Origin of the sequence: Enterobacter sp. IF2SW-B1 (genome assembly GCF_001743375.1) — a bacterium.
Taxonomy (GTDB): domain Bacteria; phylum Pseudomonadota; class Gammaproteobacteria; order Enterobacterales; family Enterobacteriaceae; genus Enterobacter; species Enterobacter bugandensis.
The window spans coordinates 147,859-165,178 of sequence record NZ_MJAA01000003.1 but is presented as its reverse complement, the minus strand read 5'-3'; the positions used below and the strand labels follow the sequence as shown (position 1 = coordinate 165,178).

Here is a 17,320-nt window from a genome sequence, read left to right as displayed (position 1 = left end):
CTGAAATCGCTCAGGAATTGTACACGCTATATTTTGAGAATAAAAAAGCCTGGCATGCCAGGCTTCGGGAAGCTGTCAATGAGAGTGCTCGGGGAGCTGATGGTACGAAACAGGGCTGGCTACTGGTGACGGGGGGTGCCCCTGGTCCAGCCTGAAATTTCGGGTCCGCGTCTGCAGTTCGATCACCTGATTACGCAGCACATCAGAGGAACCGTTGAGCTCCTCCGCCATCGCCACGTTGCTTTGCGTGACCCGCTCCAGTTCGGACAGCGCCAGCGTGATCTGGGAAATGCCCTTCTCCTGCTCTGCGGTTGAGGTAGAAATTTCGTCCATTAACCGGCTGACGTTGCCGGAGCCGGTCACGATGTCACGCATATTCTTCTCCGCTTCCGACACAACGCTGGCACCCTGGGTGACATTACTGCTGGTAACGTCAATCAGCGTTTTGATGTTTTTCGCCGCCTCAGCGCTGCGGTGAGCCAGGTTTCGGACTTCCTCTGCGACCACGGAGAACCCTTTCCCGTGATCGCCCGCCCGCGCGGCCTCGACGGCCGCGTTAAGCGCCAGAATATTCGTCTGGAATGCAATCCCGTCGATCAGGGAGATAATTTCCGTCATCTGCTTCGCGCACTCGGTAATGGATTGCATATTGCTGGCAACCTGTTCCATCAGATCTCCGCCCTTGCGCGCCTGCAACGTCGCGGCATTCGCCTGCTCGCTCGCCAGCCGGGTATTATCGGCATTGTTTCGGGTACTTGCCGCCATCTGCTCCATGCTTGCCGCAGTTTGCACCAGAGACGCAGACTGCTGCTCTGTTTTCACCGAGAGCTGGGCACTGCGGGAAGAGAGCTGATCCGACAAGGCCATGGCGTTTTGTGATGATGCCCTGATCTCACGCACCAGCGTAGCGATGTTGCTGGAAAGAGTATTAATCCCGGGAATTAATCGCCCCGCGCAGTTATTGCCAAACTCGGGGATAGAGACGCCTAAGTTGCCTGCGGTCACTTCTTCAATACTTTTTTTCACAGTATTGATCGGCGTCACAAGAAACTTCGTCATATAACTCCAGAGCAAAAATAATCCAACGAAATTGACCAGATTAATCGAAACGAAAAGAGGAAGATTGCTGGAAAATAGAACAACGATGCCTGCATTCACTAAAAACAGGCACAGCAAGAACCAGGCAATGAAGGTCCTGACACTAATATTTCTTAGCATGATTTTACCCACAACTTATATTTTGGTCGGCATTTAGATTTATAGCATTCACTTTTGCGTTTGTCCTCACATAATACGCTGGTTTCTCGTTTCGCCGTTACCAACCCTGTATTTAACTTAAGTCAGATAAAAAAGAGGTTTTAGTAGAAATGTCATGCCCCATCTGCTGTATTGCTGGTCCAAAGCCTCCTGAAGCGATACCATTATCTGCGGTAAAACGGTCCATATGCACACATATTTAAGACGCTTTGCTACAATCTATCGACTATGTTTAGCAGTACTTAATGCATTAACATAAAGAATATATTTTATATTGCGGGTAAGTTTGACCTTTTATATTAGTGGCTATTTTCCACGATAAATAACTAATATGGTTTGAATGCGCATGTTCGTTGCCAGATAAAGACGTGCCGGCAGGCAAAATCGGTAACCCTCTCAGGCGTGGGATTGCATAATGCTCAATATATCGTGGGACCCTGTGTTGATCGCTGTCTCTTATCTGGTGGCGTTTATCGCCTCCTTTGTGGCCCTGGACAGCGCCGGGAAAATTCCCCTTTCCAGCCGTAAAGCGGCTCTGTTCTGGCGCATTGCCGGCGGGATCACGCTGGGCATCGGGATCTGGTCAATGCACTTCATCGGTATGCTGTCGATGCAAATGCCGATGATGATGAGCTATGACCTATGGCTAACCCTTGCGTCTCTCGGCGTGGCGATCGTTGCCTCCACGATAGCAATAAATATTGCCGTTACGGGCAAACACCTCTCTCCCTCTCGGCTGTTCTTCGCCACGGTTATCCTCAGCGCTGGCGTGGTCGCTATGCACTATATCGGCATGGCCGCGTTGATGCTGGAAGGAAGCATCCTCTGGGATCGGCGCATTGTGGGTGTGTCCGTGATGATTGCCGTGGTCGCCTCCGGTGTGGCGCTGTGGCTGGCTTTTCGCCTTAGAGATAAGCACAAAGGGGTCTTTGTGACTCGCATTCTCGCCGCGTTAGTCATGGGCGCCGCCATTTGCGCGATGCACTATACAGGCATGAGCGCCGCGCATTTCAATGAGATGGCGCATACGCTCCCCGGCGGGGTCAGCGAGCTGGGGTTATCCATCTGGGTTTCCGTCACCACGCTCGCCCTGCTCGGCATGATGTTAATTATTTCGCTTATCGATTCGCACTGGCGGACCAGCCGGCTGACGGACAATCTGCGCCAACTCAACCGTCAGCTTGAGCTACAGGTTCGCTTTGACGCTCTCACCGGCCTCGCAAACCGCCAGCAGATGGATATCCGAATGCAGGATTGTCTGCACAGCGCCTTGTTGAGTAACAAACAATTTGCCGTGATTTTTCTGAATGTCGATCGCTTCAGACGCGTGAATGATACCTGGGGTCACAGCGTCGGTGATGAGTTATTAATTACCATTGCCCAACGCATCACCTCCCTACTTACCCGTGAGATGACGCTGGCCAGGCTGGGTGGGGATGCCTTTATCCTGCTGGTTCCCGAATGCGACGAAGAAAAGCTCACTACCCTGCTCACGACGCTGCTCGCGGATATGCGCCGTCCGCTATCCCTTTGCGGACATACGCTGAGTACCACCCTCAGCGCGGGTGTAAGCCTTTATCCTCAGGATGGCGAAACGCTGCATGAACTGAAGTTTAAGGCGGATGCCGCCTTACACCACGTTAAGCAAGATGGTCGTAACGGCTGGGCGTTTTACCGCCCTGAGATGTCAACGGCGGTTCCGGCGCAGCCGGGTTTTCTGCAGGAACTTTATCAGTCGCTGGAAAGCGATCGGTTTGAACTGTGGTATCAGCCAACCTGGCATGCTAAAGATAAGACGATCCACGGTTTTGAGGCTCTTCTGCGCTGGCGGCATCCGGAGCAAGGCGTTTTGCTGCCAGGTCTGTTTTTACCCACTCTGGAACAAACGGGTTTGATTATTCCGGTTGGCAACTGGGCTATTGAAGCCGCGTGTCGGCAGCTTCATTTCTGGACTGAACAAGGTTTCAGCCAGTGGACATTATCGCTCAATTTATCCCCTATTCAGTTCGAACAGCCGGATATCTTTCACATCGTGTCGTCCATGCTGGATAAATATAAACTGTCGCCCTCAAGGCTGATCCTGGAGGTCACGGAGAGTACCGCGCTAAAAAATCTCGACCGCAGCATCGAGCTGCTCAACGCCTTTAACCATGCGGGGATCACCGTCTCTATTGATGATTTTGGCACGGGCTATTCCAACCTGCTGATGCTGAGCGTTCTTCCGGCAAAAGAGCTTAAAATCGACAAGAGTTTTGTATCCTCTATGCTGGGAAATGAAAAAAGCCGCAAGCTGGTGGAAACCATTATTAATATTGCCCGCACCATGGAGATGACTGTCGTTGCCGAGGGGATTGAAACGGACGAACAGCAGGCAATACTGACCAGCCTCGGCTGTGACTATCTCCAGGGCTACCTTTTCTCCCGCCCCTTGCCCGCTGAACAGGTTCCGTGGCTGCTGCTACAAAAAAACTCAAACAAACAAATTACACCCTTAAGTAAAATTCAAACGGACCCCGAATTTATTTCACAAAAAAATCATGCCTGACGGGATTGAGTAGAGTATGTTTCAAGGGAGTACATGCGGGTCAGTTCTGCCATGATTGCCAGGCGTATCGTGCCGATGAACAGGAAAATACTATGTCGCAAAATAGTTTTGATGCGCTTAATGCAATTAAAACGCCCGTGTGGCTCATTTCTCCTGTTTCGGAACAGATTATTTTTGCAAATGTGGCCGCAATACAGCTAACGGGTAATAAAACGCTGAATGACCTGCGTAAAGGGTCCTGTTCTGCAAGTGCACAAACCGTACTGTCGATGTATGTTCCCGAACTGAGGAACGATCACGATATTGTCGAGATCTGGACAGTTAGCCGGGGCGGGCAGGACGTACCGATAAGCTGTCGCCTCTCCCTCACCCACGTCACGCCGGATGGTGATGTTATCGTTTTCGAAGGAATCTCTTCGCACGCCCCCTCAGGCCTGAAAGCCAGCCGTTCCGCAACCTATCAACGCAAAAAACAGGGGTTTTACGCCCGCTTTTTCCTGACCAACAGCGCACCAATGTTGCTAATCGATCCTGCCCGTGACGGGCAAATTGTCGATGCAAACCTGGCCGCGCTCAGCTTTTACGGTTATTCACATGATGAGATGTGCCGGAAGCACACCTGGGAAATTAATACGCTTGGCAGAGGCGTCATGCCCATCATGACGGAGATCGCCGCGCTGCCCGGCGGACATAAGCCCCTCAATTTTATTCACCGCCTTGCCGATGGCACCACCCGCCACGTCCAGACCTACGCGGGGCCCATTGAGATCTACGGCGACAAACTGATGCTGTGCATAATCCATGATATTACTGAGCAAAAGAGGCTTGAGCAGGAGCTGGAAAATGCTGCATTACGTGACTCGATGACGGGGTTACTCAACCGACGTCAGTTTTATAACGTTATCGACCAAACCAACCTGAGCCACCTCTCCGCCCAGCAGCAATTTAGCCTGCTGCTGGTGGATACCGATCATTTTAAAAATATTAACGACCTCTTTGGTCACCTGAAGGGTGATGAGGTGCTCATCGCCCTCTCCCGAACGCTGGAAGCCTGCAGCAGACAAGATGACCTGGTGTTTCGCTGGGGCGGTGAAGAGTTTGTCATCCTGTTGCCGCGTACGTCTCTCGAAACGGCGCTGAAGATTGCCGAATCCGTCCGGGCGGCGGTCGCCCATATTACCCTCCCAGGCTTACCGCGCTTTACCGTCAGTATTGGCGTGGCTCGGCATGACCCGGAAGAGAGTATTGACGCGCTGTTTAAACGTGTCGACGATGCGCTCTATCGCGCCAAAAACGATGGGCGTAATAAAGTCCTTGCGGCATGAAACTGGAGTATCGTGAAAAGCCCCGCTACAATGCCCAGCTTAAGTAAATTAACGACGGGTGGGTTGTGGCAACAATGGGAAAGACAGAAATAATACTCACCTTAATTATTTTATTGCTTATTATATTTGGCTTATGGTTTATTTTCAGCGGTGAGATTTGGTTTTTCGTTGAATATCTGGAAAATAGTCTCTACCCCACTTTTGACGCACTGTAGTGCACGTTTAATTTATTGTTTCACCTACCGAATTTGTCAGGTATCTGCATTGCCCTCAGCCACGTAAGATACGCGGCGTTATCCTCCAACAATGTTGATAACGAATCACTAAATCATTTGCTTATTTCGCCCGTTCTCTGACGGGCTTTTTTTATTTCCGGCTATTAAGCAAAATCAGGTTTTTCGCCCGTCAGTCACCATGTTGGTGTAGCACCGCTCTGCTCCAGTCATAAAAGGCGCGTACCGAAGGTGGGAGATAGCGGTTTTGTGGATAGACAAGCGAAAGCGGTAAATCGAAAGAGACGTCCTCCATACAGCGGACCAACGCCCCGCTCTTCAGATACGGTTCAGCCAGATAGCTGGCCACGCGAATTAATCCGAGCCCTTGAATTCCGGCCTGGATATAGGCGTCGGTGTCATCGACGATCAGCGTCTCTTTCATGCGGATTGCACAATCGCCGTCATCACGGGTAAAAAACCAGTCAATGGTACGCCCGGTGCGGTGGTTCAGGTAGCCGACTGCGTAATGCTTTTCCAGTTGGTCGAGATTTTCCGGTTTACCACAGGTGGCTATATAGCCCGGAGAAGCCAGAACAACCCATCTGAAGTTCGCCAGAGGGCGCGCGACCAGCGTCGTTGAATCTTCTATCCTCCCGGTGCGGATCACGCAGTCATACCCTTCCTGAATAATGTCCTCCACGTTATCGCTGGAACAGAGTATCAGCTCCAGCTCGGGATACTGGTGGAGAAATTCAGGGAGACTGGGAAGGATGCAATGTCGGGCGAGAGACTGCGGCATCCCGACTTTAAAACGGCCTCTTGGCTGCGCGGATCTGCCGGGAAAGGAAGACTCCATTGTCGCAATATCCGTCAGCAGCCGTTTGCTCTCGTCATAGTAACGTCGGCCTTCTGCGGTCACGCTGAGTTTCCGGGTGGTGCGCTGTAAAAGCTGAATGCCCAGGTATGTCTCCAGCTCCTTAACGACCCGCGATACGGTTGAGCGCGGTAGCCCCAGCACTTCTGCCGCCCTGGCGAAGCTATGGGTTTCGACCACACAAACGTATACCCGCATTGATTCCAGTTTATCCATATTCCCACCGCGCCTGAAAAGATCGATTATCCCATTTTTACGAACAGTCTAACTTATGCTTGTCGTCTTATCGAATGCAGCCATCTGACATAACCTTGCTCAAGTTGAAGTAATCAAGCGATTTAACAAAGAGAGGCTCAGTATGAAAGAACGTCATATCACGACAGGCGAAAAAGTATTAGTGCTTGGTGCAGGACAATTGGGCGCTGCCGTGCTGGAGTATCTGGTTCCGGCAGTCACGCAGCGCGACGGCGCTGTCTCCGTTATCGTATCGCCCGGCTCCAGGGACAGCCGGGGTAAGCTTCAGTCCGAAACGCATCAAAAACTGGCTGATGCAGGGGCCAAATTTATCTCTGTCGATGTCGCTGCCAGCACGATTGACGCGTTAAAAAACCACTTCGCGGATTTTGATACTGTTATCAACTGCATGGGGTTTGTCGCTGGCGCAGGAACACAGATAAAGATTACTCGCGCGGTACTGGAGGCTGGCGTTAAACGCTATTTTCCCTGGCAGTTTGGCGTGAATTACGATGTGGTAGGCAAAGGGAGCGGTCAGCCCGTCTGGGACGAGCAGTATGATGTCAGGACGCTACTGCGGGAACAGAACGCGACGGAATGGGTGATTGTTTCAACCGGTATGTTTACCAGCTTTCTCTTCGAACCGGCATTTGATGTGGTGAATTTATCCGAAAAAACCATTAATGCGCTCGGGGGATGGGAAACACAGGTTACCGTGACATCACCTGCGGATATTGGCCGACTCACCACCGAAATTTATTTGCATCAGCCGCGGATCGTAAATGAAGTGATATTTGTCGCAGGTGAAACAACCTCATACGGAAAACTGGCAGAAACCGTTGAACGTGTGACCGGCCAAACGTTCACTAAAGACGTATTACCCCTCTCTGCGTTACTGGATGAGCTGCGTTTGAAACCGGATGATACGATGACAGGCTATCGCACGGCCTTCGCCAGGGGAGACGGTGTATGGTGGCCGATGAAAGATACCTGGAATGTACAGAATAACCTGCCGACCCAGGATATAGCGTCATGGCTAAAAACCGTCATTTGAGGACATCTCTTTTCAGGACGCTAATGAAAACTGGCGCTGTCGGCCGCGCCAGCTCTGGTTTATCCGTGGTTACCTTGCATTAACAGGAAGCCAGTACCGATTAGTGCTTTTCAATATATATCGTCCGGCTATATGCCACGTCTTCCGGGTTATTGATGGGGTAGCCCTTCACCCAGGGCTTAATCAGGCGACCGTTAGTGTACTGATAAATTGGCGCGATGGGCGCCTTCTCCATAAGGATTTTCTCCGCCATGTTGTAGTCCGCATTTCGCGCCTTCGCGGTGGTTTCCAGCGTCGCCTGCTGGACGATCTTATCGTAGGCAGGGTCATTAAAGCGGGAGATATTGCCGCTGTGAGTGGAGGTCAGCAATGACAGGAACGTTGATGGCTCGTTGTAATCGCCCACCCATGAGGCGCGGATCACATCAAAGTTACCGGTGTTACGGCTATCAATGTAGGTTTTCCACTCCTGGTTTTGCAGTTTGACATCCACACCGAGATTTTTCTTCCACATGGAGGCCACCGCAATCGCGATTTTCTGGTGGTTTTCCGAAGTGTTATACAGCAGGTTCAGCTTTAGCGGGCGCTGAGGACCGTATCCTGCAGCCTGCAGCAAGGTTTTGGCCTGGGCGTTCAGCTCCTGCTGCGACATCTGCTCAAACGGCGAGGCGTCCGGAGTGAACCCTGCCGTCACGTCTGGGGTGAAGTGCCAGGCGGGCTTCTCCCCCGTCCCTAACACCTTTTCTGCCATGATACGACGGTCGATGCTCATACTCAGCGCCAGACGAACCCGTGCATCCGCCGTCGGGCCTTTTTGGGTGTTAAAGGCATAGTAATACGTTCCCAACTGAGGCGGCGTATAAACCTGCCCCGGAATGTCCTTCATGAGCTTCTGATACATGTTTTTTGGGAACGATTCGGTAATATCAATATCCCCTGCCAGGTAGCGTTTGGTCGCCGACGATTCCTGATTAATCGGCACGAAGGTCACCTTCTGCAGTACCGTTTTGGCATTGTCCCAGTAGTGCGTATTGGGCACCACAACCAGTTTTTCATTCACCACGCGGTCCTTCAGAACGTAAGCCCCGTTCCCCACCAGCGCGCCCGGTCGCGTCCACTCTTTACCGCTTTCGACGTTAGTTTTTTGTACTGGATAGAAGGCAAAGTTCGCCGTCAGGTTGCTGAACCACGGCAGCGGTTTGTCCAGCTGAACGCGTAACGTTCTGGCGTCCACCGCCGTCACACCCAGCGTATCGGGCGCGGCTTTGCCGTCAATAATGGCCTGCGCGTTATTAATTCCCGCCAGCGCGGCAAACCAGGCAAACGGAGAGGTGGTTTTCGGGTCAACCAGACGCTGCCAGCTGTAGACAAAATCCTGGGCGGTGACAGGGGAGCCGTCGGACCATTTCGCGTCATCGCGTAAGGTAAACGTCCAGACGCGGTTATCGTTGCTCTGCCAGCGTGTCGCCACGCCCGGCGTCAGCTCCCCTTTCTCATTCTGATTAACCAGGCCTTCAAAGAGATCGCGAATCACCTGAATCTCTGGCAACCCCACGGCTTTCGCCGGGTCCAGCGAAGCCGGCTCGTCTTTAATATGCCTGACCAGCTCCTGTTTTTGCGCCAGCGCAGTGCCCTGCGGCACGTCAGCTGCGAAAGAAAGTGAAGAGAGCCCGCACAGGCACAGTGCGGCAAAAAGACGCGAAACAGGATGCTTCATAAGATCCCCTTTAATGAATTCAGGTATTAAGCAGATGCGTAATTATTTGTTTCGACAAAGAGAAATGCAAATAACTTACGCCTGAATAGTGATTTAAGGCAATTCTTTGCCATTACGGAAACTATTTGATTAACAGCGGGTTTTGCACAACACTGCCAGTAGTGACTTCTTTATCAGGATTTCGTATGGTAACCACCCGACCGAGAGCGGAACGCGGCGCCTTTCCGCCGGGCGCTGAGCAATATGGCCGCTCCTTTTTAGGCGCATCGCTGATCTGGTTCCCCGCCCCCGACGCAGACCGCGAAAGCGGCTTGATTCTTGCCGGCACGCACGGGGATGAAAACTCCTCCATCGTGACGCTTTCATGTGCGCTGCGGACGCTGACGCCGTCATTACGGCGTCATCACGTGATTCTGGCGGTTAACCCGGACGGCTGCCAGCTGGGTCTTCGCGCCAATGCGCGAGGCGTTGACTTAAACCGTAATTTTCCATCAGCAAACTGGCGCGCCGGGGAAACGGTGTATCGCTGGAACAGCTCCGCCGAGGAGCGTGATGTGGTTCTGCTAACGGGAGATAAGCCGGGCTCAGAGCCGGAAACCCAGGCGCTGTGCCAGCTTATCCATAAGATCCACCCCGCGTGGGTGGTCTCCTTCCACGATCCGCTGGCCTGTATTGAAGATCCGCGTCACTCCGAGCTTGGCGCGTGGCTGGCAGACGCTTTCGCCCTGCCGCTCGTGACCAGCGTGGGCTATGAAACGCCAGGCTCCTTCGGTAGCTGGTGCGCCGATTTGAGCCTGCCCTGCATAACCGCTGAATTCCCGCCGATCTCCTCCGACGAGGCCAGCGAAAAATACTTAAAAGCCATGGTGGATCTTTTACGCTGGCAGCCTCAGAGATGAAGCACGCCGCTGGTAAAATGGAGCGCGGGAGAGACGTCAACCGCCAGCCACGTCGGGCCGTCCAGATCGGCGAAACGGACCTGATTGACCAGCGGTAGCGCCGCGCCGATTGCCCGGGACGTACAGAGCATACAGCCCAGCATCAGTGAAAAACCTTGCGCCCGGGCTTCTGCCGCCAGGGCCAGCGCCTCTGTCAGCCCGCCGGTCTTGTCGAGCTTAATATTAATCATCTCGTAGCGGCCCTGCAGCTCGCTCAAGCTCGCGCGGGTATGACAGCTTTCATCCGCACAAACGGGCAACGGATGGATAAAGTTCTTCAGCGCCGCGTCATCTTTTGCTGGCAGAGGCTGCTCCAGCATGGCCACCCCCAGGTCGGCCAGCAGCTGACAGCGGGCGGCCAGCCCTTCTGGATGCCATGATTCATTTGCATCAACAATCAGCGTGGCTGAGGGTACCGCCGCGCGAATGGCGACCATCCGCTCGCTAATCAGTCGATCGTCGAGCTTCACCTTCAGCAGCCGGGCCCCGGCGTCATAAAGCGCTTTGGCGCTGGCGGCCATCTGTTCCGGCTCGCCAATCACTACCGTTTGCGCGGTAGCCACCGATTCCGGCAGCGCCACGCCCAGTAATGCTGTCAGGGTTTGCTGCTGTTTCGCCGCCTCGAGACTCCAGAGCGCACTATCAATGGCGTTACGTGCGGCCCCGGCGGGCAAACGATGCTGTAATGCCTCGCGCATGAGCCCGGTTTGCAGGTCTGGCACCAGCGTCATGATATGCGCCATCACTGACGCGAGGCTTTCACCATAGCGCGGGTAAGGCGTACACTCCCCTACGCCTTTAAAACCGTCCTCTTCGATTTCAACGACCACCACGCTGGCTTCGCTTCGGCTGCCGCGGGAGATCACAAACGGGGTATGCAATGGCCAGGCTTCTTCATAGACCTTAACGCTTCTCATCACTGACTCCTTGCAGCCCGGAAAGGCGAAAAAATTTGGTTTGCCGTGTTATCCGCGGATGGCATACACTAGCCCCGACGTTAACTATATGTAAACAGGAAGATATCTATGTCACAACTCGTTCATTTCCAGGGCAACCCGGTTGCTGTTGCAGGTTCCATTCCGCAGGCTGGCAGCAAAGCGCAGGCTTTTACTCTGGTGGCTAAAGATCTGTCTGACGTCACACTGGCTCAGTTTGCGGGCAAACGCAAAGTGCTGAACATTTTCCCGAGCATTGATACCGGTGTTTGCGCCGCATCCGTGCGTAAGTTCAACCAGCTGGCAACTGAAATGGATAACACCGTTGTGCTGTGCATTTCTGCTGACCTGCCGTTCGCCCAGTCTCGCTTCTGCGGTGCTGAAGGCCTGAGCAACGTTATCACCCTCTCCACCCTGCGCAGCCCGGATTTCCTCGAAAACTACGGCGTCAGCATCGCTGAAGGCCCTCTGAAAGGCCTGGCAGCACGCGCGGTACTGGTTCTTGATGAAAACGACACTGTCGTCTTCAGCGAACTGGTTAATGAAATCACTACCGAGCCGGATTACACCGCCGCGCTGGAAAAGCTGAAAGCATAATCATTACTTAGCATTCTATACCGCTTTTTCAAAACCTCGCTATGGCGGGGTTTTTTATTAATTACTCGCTGAATCGTTAAATCAACAATGAGCTTGCGTCACAAAATTAACGCAATTCAGTTTCAATAATTCAGCAAAATAGCGATCAGACCCGCATATTGATCGTTAAACCACCCTGAATTTACCCTCAGTGAGGCGCATCACATTTCCCTTATCGCCAAAACATTAGATTTGCTTACGAAGTTAAATAATCGTTTCAGCAAAAAGGGATAAATATGAAAATAAAACTGGCTTTAACGCTCCTTACGATACTGTTTTCGGGCCATGCCGCAGCAAAAACCTGGGTGCTGACAAGCACTGAAAGCAGCGTGGAAAAAGGAAACTGGAAGATATCCAGCGATGAGCTGAAAATTAACGATCGAACGTTCAGCATCGAGCAAAAAGTGTTGCACGGCGGCAAGCAGGAAGGTAGTAAAGTGATCGTTATTAGCAGTAAAAACGGCCTGACCATCACCTTAAGCCCGACGCGCGGGATGAACCTTCTGCATGTGGAGGGCTTTGGCACCAGGCTGGGCTGGAACTCCCCCGTTAAAGAGGTCGTTAATCCGGCGTATATCAATCTGGAAAGCCGAAACGGGCTTGGCTGGCTGGAAGGTTTCAACGAGATGATGGTCCGCTGTGGCTACGAATGGACGGGGCACCCGGTCACCGCTGACGGCCAGATTTACACCCTGCATGGCAAGGCGGGGAATACGCCGGCTTCCCAGGTGGAGGTAGAAATTGCGGATGCTGCCCCGCATGAAATTCGTATTCGCGGTCTCATCAAAGAAAGCACCTTTAAAAAAGCGGATCTGCAAACCATGACCGAACTGCGTTACGTTCCAGGAACCAACCAGTTCAGCCTGCATGACGTTCTGACGAACCATACCGATTACCCTCATGACTATCAGATCATCTACCATAGCAACTTCGGGGCGCCTGTCCTCGAAGAAGGCGCGCGCTTCCTTGCCCCGGCGGCAAGCGTGAGCCCGTTCAATGATTACGCGAAAGCGGGCGTTAACGACTGGCAAACCTACGCCGGGCCGACAAAAGGCTTTGATGAGATGGTCTTTAACATCAAACCGCTTGCGGACAGCAACCATGAAACCCTCGCGGCGGTGGTGAATAAAGCCGGTGACAAAGGCGCGTCAATTCAGTTTGATACCCGCCAGCTGCCCGTGCTGACCCTGTGGAAAAATACCGATACGCCAAAACAGGGCTATGTCACGGGGATTGAGCCAGGCACCAGCTACGCCTACCCCGTCACCATTGAACGCGAGCAGAAGCGGGTTAAGCAGCTGCAACCAGGCGCCAGCGCTCAATTTGACCTGACCTATACCCTGCTACACAGCGCGCAGCAGGTGAAGGACGTCGAAAGCAGGATTGCGTCGATTCAGGGCGAGACAAAAACAGAGATCGTGACCACGCCGCTGGCGAAGGAATAAGCATTAAAAAAGCCTCTTTACAGAGGCTTTTTGTTATTCGTCACCTTTCTTATGATTCAATCCATACTCACGTAGCTTATTCGCAATCGCGGTATGCGAGACGCCAAGCCGTTTTGCCAGTTTGCGGGTGCTGGGGTAGCTGCGGTACAGCTGCGTCAGCACGGAGCGCTCGAAGCGGCTGGTGATATCATCCAGCGAGCCTTCCATCGCTTCTTCGCCTACCGATACCGTCCCGGCGTCGTAATCCGGCAACAGAATGTCCTGAGGGCGCAGTTCATACCCTTCCAGCTGGGTCAGCGCGCGATAAACGGCGTTTTTAAGCTGACGAATGTTGCCCGGCCAGCCGTAGCGCATTAACACCGTGCCGAGATCTGCAGACAGTTTCGGACGTGGAACACCCTGCTCGTCGGCAAAGCGGGCCACAAACAGTTCCGTTAGCGGCATGATGTCCTGCGGACAATCGCGCAGCGGTGGAATGTTCAGCGTCAGGACGTTGAGACGGTAGTAGAGATCTTCGCGGAAAATCCCCTTTTGCACCAGCTCCACCAGGTTTTTCTGGGTGGCGCAAATGACGCGCACGTCCACATGCACTTCGTGATCCTCACCGACGCGGCGGAAGGTGCCGTCGTTCAGGAAACGCAGCAGTTTAGCCTGCATACGCGGCGACATTTCGCCGATCTCGTCCAGCAGCACGGAGCCGCCGTTGGCCTGCTCGAAGAACCCTTTCTTGCCTTCCGGCGCGTGTCCAAACAGCTCGCTTTCGACGGCATCTTCTGGAATTGAAGCGCAGTTAAGCGCCAGATACGGTTTTGCCGCACGCGGGCTTGCCAGGTGCACGGCGTGCGCCAGCAGATCTTTCCCGGTACCGGTATCGCCGGTAATCAGCAGCGGCGCGGTCAGGCTGGCAAGCTTGCGCGCCTGGTCAACCACGTGGCGCATTTTCGGGCTGACGGCAATAATCTGGCTGAATGCGCCAACGTCCTGGCTGGAGAGGTTTTGCAGCTGGCGCCCCATGCGTAGCGTCGAGCGCAGCATGATCACCGCCCCGGTCAATACGCGACTATTTCCTTCTCCTTTCAGATAGACCGGCGTGATCTCCATCAGGAAATTCTGCCCGTTAATCACCACATGCTCGCTGTGCGTATTCTGCGGGTTGCTGTCCAGCCAGCGCTGGAAGTTAAAACCGGGGATCAGCTGCGCGGCGTGGTGGCTGCTGAGCTTCTCCTGGCTCTGCGCGAAAAGCTGGCAGCTCGCATGGTTAACGCGCTCGACTTTACTTTTCAGATCCAAAGAGAGGAACGGTTCGGGCATCGCTTCAAGCAGCGCACTCAGGGCAAGGTGCTCACGTTCGGAGGGCATCCAGGGGATGGTGCGTACATCCGTAACGCCAGCGATACGGCGGATTTCCGCCATCAGGCTGCTGAAGGTGTTAAATTCAATTTCGGCAAAATTGAGGTAAATTCGCCCGACAGGATCGATCTCAATGCCACGTAAATCAATGCTACGTAAAACAAGAAGATCGAGTAATTCGCGGGTAAGACCGAGGCGGTCTTCACAGAAGACTTCAAGACGCATGGGAAATTCACCGTTTTAAGCCAATAACGTTAAAATGATATGTCAGAACTCGGTGAACCGGAAGATGGCTGTCAACAAATATTGACAGCCAGCACGATTAGTGAACAAAGCCTCAAGGAGACGGTTTTTTATTGAGCGTTTCTTTCATCTGACCGATCAGTTCACGCCTGAAATCCCCCAGCCGCGGCTTATCGCCATCAATCCACGGCAGCGGACGGCACACCTCCATCGCTTTGATACCCAATCGCGCCGTCAGCAAGCCCGCGCCAATGCCCTGGGCTGCACGGGCTGAAAGACGCGCCGCCAGATCCTGCGACATCCAGTCCATTCCTACTTCGCGCACCAGTTCGCTCGCGCCCGCAAACGCGATATTGAGCAGGACCAGTTTGAACAGCCTGAGCCGGCTGTAGTAACCCAGCTCTATGCCGTAAAGGTTCGCGATACGGTTGATGAGGCGCAGGTTACGCCAGGCGATAAAGGCCATATCCACCAGCGCCAGCGGGCTGACGGCAATCATCAGCGTGGATTCCGCCGCCGAGCGGCTAATCTCACGCCGCGCCTGGGCATCCAGCACCGGCTGAACCATATGGGAATAGAGCGTGACCACCTCCCGGTCGTTCTGGGTTTCATGGATGGCGGCATACCAGCGCTGGAGCGCCGGATGCGACTGATCGATACCGGCCTGGCTGGCCAGTTTTTCACAGAAGGCACGGCCTTTGCCGGTGCCGTGGCTGTGGAGGAGATCCCGCGCTTCATCGCGCTCGTGCGCGCGCTGTCGCAAACGCCAGAGGCGGCGCCACTCGGTGGCAACCGACCCGACGCCCGCTCCCACGATGAGCGCGCCCGCGGCACATCCTCCCAGCGCAACCCAGTCCTGGGTTTGCCAGGCGTTCATCGCCCACTGCACGCCCTGCCCGACCACGCTGACGCCAAACAGCGCCAGACCAGCGGTGACCATCTTGCGCCACAGGCTGCGTTTAGGACGCAGAGCGGCTTCCACGACCGCCTCCGCCGGACCGTCTTCGACGGTGGGATCCTCCGGCAGCGCCGGGGCGAAGTTCTCCGCCTGCGCGCCGCTGAACGTCTGCGCCGTTTTAAAGGCGTCCTGACGCTCGGGCTCAAGCGTTCCGGTAAAGTCTATGCGCGGTTTTAAGGGTTCCGTCATCGCAGTTTATCTCCAATCAAAAACTCCAGCGCCGCATCCAGACGGATGTGCGGTAACGGCCGATCGACGCTCATGGTCTGAGGGCGGAAGGCTTCAAACTGGAAGCCCTGACTCTGCCAGAAGGCCTGACCCGGCAGCCGCGCGGGGACTTCGCCGGGATAGACGGTAAGCGGCTCGCCGTCACTGAGTCGATTCCCGCGTAATGCTGGTATTTTCTCGCCGTTAAGGTCAATCAGGCCGCTTTGGGTCGCCTGCACCGATGCGAGCCCAAGACAATCCATACTGATGCCTTCAAACGCGGCGTTTTGCCAGGCGTCCTGCACCAGCTGCTGCAGCAGAGAAACCATGTTGGCGTGCTGATCGACCGTAACGTGATCGGCTTTTGTGGCCGCAAACAGTAGCTTGTCGATCACCGGTGAGAACAGACGACGAAACAGCGTCCGCTGCCCGTAGTGGAAACTCTGCATCAGCTGCGTCAGCGCGAGGCGCATATCGTTAAATGCCTGCGGCCCGCTGTTGAGCGGCTGCAGGCAATCCACCAGCACAATCTGGCGGTCGAAACGTAAAAAGTGGTTTTTATAAAAACCTTTGACCACCTTTTCGCAGTAGTAATTGTAACGCTCGCGCAGCATGCCGGCATTCGTGTGTTTGTCGGCCTGTGCCAGCTTCGACTCGCCTGCGCCGTCCACATCCGGCCACGGGAAGAACTGCAGCGCGGGCGCGCCTGCTAAATCACCCGGCAAGACAAAACGGCCCGGCTGGATGAAGTGTAGCCCTTCCTGTTTGCACTGATGCAGATAGTCCGTCCAGGCTTCAGCAATGGTCGCCAGACGGTTTTCGTCCGCAGGCGCCAGCGGATCAAGGCCCTCGCACAGCTGTCGCCATTTCGTTGACCACTCTGCGCGTTGCCCTTGCAACAAGCCCGTCATCTGGCGGGACCAGCTGAGGTAGTCCTGCGCCAGCATCGGCAGGTCAAGCAGCCATTCGCCTGGATAATCGACGATTTCCAGATACAGGGTTGAGGTATCCTTAAAGTGACGTATCAACGATTCATTAGAACGAAAGCGCAGCGCAAGGCGAATTTCACTGACGCCTCGCGTTGGCGTCGGCCACGCGGGCGGATCGCCGTAAAGCTGCGCCAGCCCTTCGTCGTAGGTAAAACGCGGTATGCCAAAATCACGCTGAGGGACGCGCTTAACGCCCAGCAGACGCTCTTCGCGCACGGCGCTGAGCAACGGCAGCCGCGCGCCGGCGTGCAGGTTCAGCAACTGGTTTACCATCGCGGTGATGAACGCCGTCTTACCGCTGCGGCTCAGGCCGGTGACGGCCAGACGCAGATGTCGATCAACGCCGCGGTTCACCAGTGAATTGAGTTCGTTCTTAAATCGCTTCATCGCCATCCTTC

Annotated in this window: 14 protein-coding genes; 7 read left to right on the top strand and 7 right to left on the bottom strand. The window is 54.3% G+C overall.

Going from position 1 to position 17,320, the window contains the following annotated elements; translation table 11 throughout:
• Window positions 1-75 precede the first annotated feature (75 nt).
• On the bottom strand, window positions 76-1,218 hold the full coding sequence (locus A6013_RS08430; RefSeq protein WP_069732864.1) for a methyl-accepting chemotaxis protein: 1,143 nt from the start codon (window positions 1,216-1,218) through the stop codon (window positions 76-78).
• 454 nt (window positions 1,219-1,672) lie between these two features.
• On the opposite strand from A6013_RS08430, the gene A6013_RS08425 reads away from it, so the two are divergent.
• The 3 genes from A6013_RS08425 to A6013_RS27275 all read left to right on the top strand — a co-directional run bounded on the left by A6013_RS08425 (window position 1,673) and on the right by A6013_RS27275 (window position 5,342).
• Window positions 1,673-3,802 carry a bifunctional diguanylate cyclase/phosphodiesterase gene (locus tag A6013_RS08425; protein WP_069732863.1) on the top strand — a complete coding sequence of 710 codons (2,130 nt, stop codon included), beginning with the start codon at window positions 1,673-1,675 and terminating at the stop codon, window positions 3,800-3,802.
• A 92-nt stretch (window positions 3,803-3,894) separates the two neighbouring features.
• The gene (locus A6013_RS08420) at window positions 3,895-5,127 is read left to right on the top strand and encodes a sensor domain-containing diguanylate cyclase (protein WP_063942379.1); all 1,233 of its coding nucleotides are present in this window, start codon (window positions 3,895-3,897) and stop codon (window positions 5,125-5,127) included.
• A gap of 74 nt (window positions 5,128-5,201) precedes the next feature.
• A complete protein-coding gene (locus tag A6013_RS27275) occupies window positions 5,202-5,342 on the top strand; it encodes an Ecr family regulatory small membrane protein (protein ID WP_032644880.1) in 141 nt (46 codons plus the stop codon).
• 190 nt (window positions 5,343-5,532) lie between these two features.
• On the opposite strand, the gene A6013_RS08410 is transcribed toward A6013_RS27275, so the two are convergent.
• Window positions 5,533-6,432 (bottom strand): LysR family transcriptional regulator, encoded by a 900-nt coding sequence (locus tag A6013_RS08410; RefSeq protein WP_069732862.1) that lies wholly within the window; start codon window positions 6,430-6,432, stop codon window positions 5,533-5,535.
• 142 nt (window positions 6,433-6,574) lie between these two features.
• On the opposite strand from A6013_RS08410, the gene A6013_RS08405 reads away from it, so the two are divergent.
• Window positions 6,575-7,504 carry an aromatic alcohol reductase gene (locus A6013_RS08405; protein ID WP_069732861.1) on the top strand — a complete coding sequence of 310 codons (930 nt, stop codon included), beginning with the start codon at window positions 6,575-6,577 and terminating at the stop codon, window positions 7,502-7,504.
• 100 nt (window positions 7,505-7,604) lie between these two features.
• On the opposite strand, the gene A6013_RS08400 is transcribed toward A6013_RS08405, so the two are convergent.
• A complete protein-coding gene (locus A6013_RS08400) occupies window positions 7,605-9,221 on the bottom strand; it encodes an ABC transporter substrate-binding protein (RefSeq protein WP_069732860.1) in 1,617 nt (538 codons plus the stop codon).
• 185 nt (window positions 9,222-9,406) lie between these two features.
• Here A6013_RS08400 and mpaA point away from each other — a divergent pair, with 185 nt between their 5' ends.
• Window positions 9,407-10,120 (top strand): murein tripeptide amidase MpaA, encoded by a 714-nt coding sequence (mpaA, locus tag A6013_RS08395; protein WP_069732859.1) that lies wholly within the window; start codon window positions 9,407-9,409, stop codon window positions 10,118-10,120.
• On the opposite strand, the gene ycjG is transcribed toward mpaA, so the two are convergent.
• Window positions 10,111-11,076, bottom strand: coding sequence for an L-Ala-D/L-Glu epimerase (gene ycjG / locus A6013_RS08390; protein ID WP_069732858.1), 966 nt, complete (start codon window positions 11,074-11,076; stop codon window positions 10,111-10,113). The genes mpaA and ycjG overlap by 10 nt on opposite strands.
• Before the next feature lie 108 nt (window positions 11,077-11,184).
• Between ycjG and tpx the strand changes: the two genes are divergently transcribed.
• Together tpx and A6013_RS08380 are read left to right on the top strand one after the other, a co-directional pair.
• Window positions 11,185-11,691, top strand: coding sequence for a thiol peroxidase (tpx, locus tag A6013_RS08385; protein WP_041909703.1), 507 nt, complete (start codon window positions 11,185-11,187; stop codon window positions 11,689-11,691).
• A 275-nt stretch (window positions 11,692-11,966) separates the two neighbouring features.
• On the top strand, window positions 11,967-13,175 hold the full coding sequence (locus tag A6013_RS08380; RefSeq protein ID WP_069732857.1) for an aldose 1-epimerase family protein: 1,209 nt from the start codon (window positions 11,967-11,969) through the stop codon (window positions 13,173-13,175).
• A 33-nt stretch (window positions 13,176-13,208) separates the two neighbouring features.
• Here A6013_RS08380 and tyrR read toward each other — a convergent pair whose 3' ends face one another.
• The 3 genes from tyrR to A6013_RS08365 all read right to left on the bottom strand — a co-directional run bounded on the left by tyrR (window position 13,209) and on the right by A6013_RS08365 (window position 17,309).
• A complete protein-coding gene (gene tyrR, locus A6013_RS08375) occupies window positions 13,209-14,750 on the bottom strand; it encodes a transcriptional regulator TyrR (protein ID WP_028013361.1) in 1,542 nt (513 codons plus the stop codon).
• A gap of 112 nt (window positions 14,751-14,862) precedes the next feature.
• A complete protein-coding gene (locus tag A6013_RS08370) occupies window positions 14,863-15,915 on the bottom strand; it encodes a YcjF family protein (protein WP_069732856.1) in 1,053 nt (350 codons plus the stop codon).
• A complete protein-coding gene (locus A6013_RS08365) occupies window positions 15,912-17,309 on the bottom strand; it encodes a YcjX family protein (RefSeq protein WP_045260646.1) in 1,398 nt (465 codons plus the stop codon). The genes A6013_RS08370 and A6013_RS08365 overlap by 4 nt, the downstream gene beginning before the upstream one ends.
• Window positions 17,310-17,320: the final 11 nt, after the last annotated feature.